The following is a 1,933-nucleotide window of genomic DNA, read 5'->3' on the forward strand; positions in this document are numbered from 1 at the left end:
TCTACGATTACGACGAGCTATGTTTCCTCACCGATTGCAGTTTTCGCGATCTGCCGCAGGCGACGACGCCCGAGCAGGAAATGGCAGCCGAACCTTGGTTCTCGGTGCGCGAAAATGACATTTTCCCAGAAGAATTTCCCCAGTTCCTTCGACTGCCCGATGTGGCATGCTCCAGCTTACTCGAGCGACACGCCGATGTCTTCCGCCCCGAGTTCTGGCGTGGCATGCAGAAGAAACTTCGAGCCGGAGAAATACCCGAAGTGTTTCCTTACAAAGCGGAGCGGCGACTTTCTTCAAGTCTCGCGTCGGTTGCAGGATGCACGTAGGTTCGACCTAATCAACGGCCATGGTTCCTAAGCGCATCCTCGTAGCCGGGATCGGAAATATCTTTTTCGGCGACGACGCGTTTGGCTGCGAGGTAGCAGCGGAATTGGCGAAACAATCGTGGCCTGATGGCGTGAGCATCGTTGACTTCGGGATTCGCGCTTACGATCTCGCTTACGCCATTATGGATGGTTACGACACAACCGTCCTGATCGACGCAGCGCCGCGTGGCGAAAAACCGGGAACGGTTTACCTGCTCGAGCTCGACCCGGACAAGGTTGACACCTGCGAAGACGAGATTGCCGACGCGCATGCTCTGACGCCGGTGCGCGTGTTGCAATTGATTCGAGCGCTTGGTGGGCGTGCGAAAAATTTGTATCTCGTCGGGTGCGAGCCCGCGCGATTGGACAACGAAGGCATGATCGGTTTGAGCGACGACGTTCGTCACGCCGTGGCAGTCGCGGTGAAAATGATCGAGAAAATCATAACTGATTTTGCAGGCGGCCGCAGAATCTGAAAAAAATTTCAAACTATCCGACGCCTGCGGTGCGATGCGCTTATGATGAGTGGTAACTCGCGCTACACTCTTCGTCCGCCGTCCACATTTTCACTTCACGGCAAACACGCAGCGCAACTGCTAATGGGCTTATGAGGAATTTGTTTTGTTCAAAACGTACGGATTCTATCGCCCAGCGATTGACGGGTTCGACAGCGCAAAGCAGATCTGCTGGCGACATTGCTTGGCTGGTCGTTGGCGGCGCAATCCTGCTGGCTGTGCTGGTTCTGACCGTCCGCGAGATACCGGCGATGGTCCGGGAAGCGCGAATTCTGCGGATGTGAAACGGGAGGAAGACTATGGAAACATCGCAAGTTTTTGCTGATCATCGGCCGAAGGTTCAAGAAATTCATGTCCTTTGGATGACAACCGGCCTCGGGTGCGACGGGGATTCTATTTCAACAACCGCAGCCACTTTGCCGAGTATCGAAGATGTAGTGATGGGCGCGATTCCGGGATTGCCGAAGGTGCATCTCCACAATCCGGTCCTCGCTTACGAAGTCGGCGACGATTTTATGAAGTTTTGGCACGCGGCAGCTGAAGGACGCCTGGAGCCATTCGTGCTTGTCCTCGAAGGCTCGGTCCCGAATGAGAAGATCAAGAAAGAAGGGTACTGGGCGGCGATGGGGACCGACCCAGATACCGGCCAACCGATCACGACCAATGAGTGGATCGACAGGCTGGCGCCAAAAGCTACGGCAGTGATTGCCTCTGGTACGTGTGCGACATACGGCGGCATTCACGCGATGGAAGGAAATCCAACCGGCGCGATGGGTCTTGCGGATTATCTCGGCTGGAATTGGCGCAGCAAAGCGGGATTACCAATCGTGAACGTACCTGGTTGCCCGGTGCAGCCGGACAACATGATGGAGACGCTGCTCTATCTCCTTTATCAAGTCGCAGGACTCGCGCCGCTCATCCCATTGGACAATGAACTGCGGCCGACATGGCTGTTTGGAAAAACTGTGCACGAAGGCTGCGATCGCGGTTCTTATTACGAGCAGGCCGATTTTGCCCACGAATACGGGTCACCGAAATGCCTGGTGAAAGTCG

At 55.5% G+C, this 1,933-nt stretch carries 3 protein-coding genes; all 3 read left to right on the forward strand.

Annotation, left to right across the window (positions count from 1 at the left end; genetic code table 11):
• Positions 1-326: bifunctional isocitrate dehydrogenase kinase/phosphatase (locus DMG62_24730; GenBank protein ID PYY19315.1), on the forward strand; the 326-nt coding region annotated here is incomplete at its 5' end.
• A gap of 20 nt (positions 327-346) precedes the next feature.
• Positions 347-841 carry a hydrogenase maturation protease gene (locus DMG62_24735; GenBank protein PYY19316.1) on the forward strand — a complete coding sequence of 165 codons (495 nt, stop codon included), beginning with the start codon at positions 347-349 and terminating at the stop codon, positions 839-841.
• A gap of 338 nt (positions 842-1,179) precedes the next feature.
• Positions 1,180-1,933 (forward strand): hydrogenase expression protein HypE (locus tag DMG62_24740; GenBank protein PYY19317.1); only part of this gene is annotated, 754 nt, incomplete at its 3' end.

This window comes from Acidobacteriota bacterium (genome assembly GCA_003225175.1).
Taxonomy (GTDB): Bacteria; Acidobacteriota; Terriglobia; order Terriglobales; family Acidobacteriaceae; genus Gp1-AA112.

Excerpts from the sequence above, each read along its gene's own strand:
- DMG62_24735 (PYY19316.1), top strand. The coding sequence starts at position 347 with ATGGTTCCTAAGCGCATCCTCGTAGCCGGGATCGGAAATATCTTTTTC.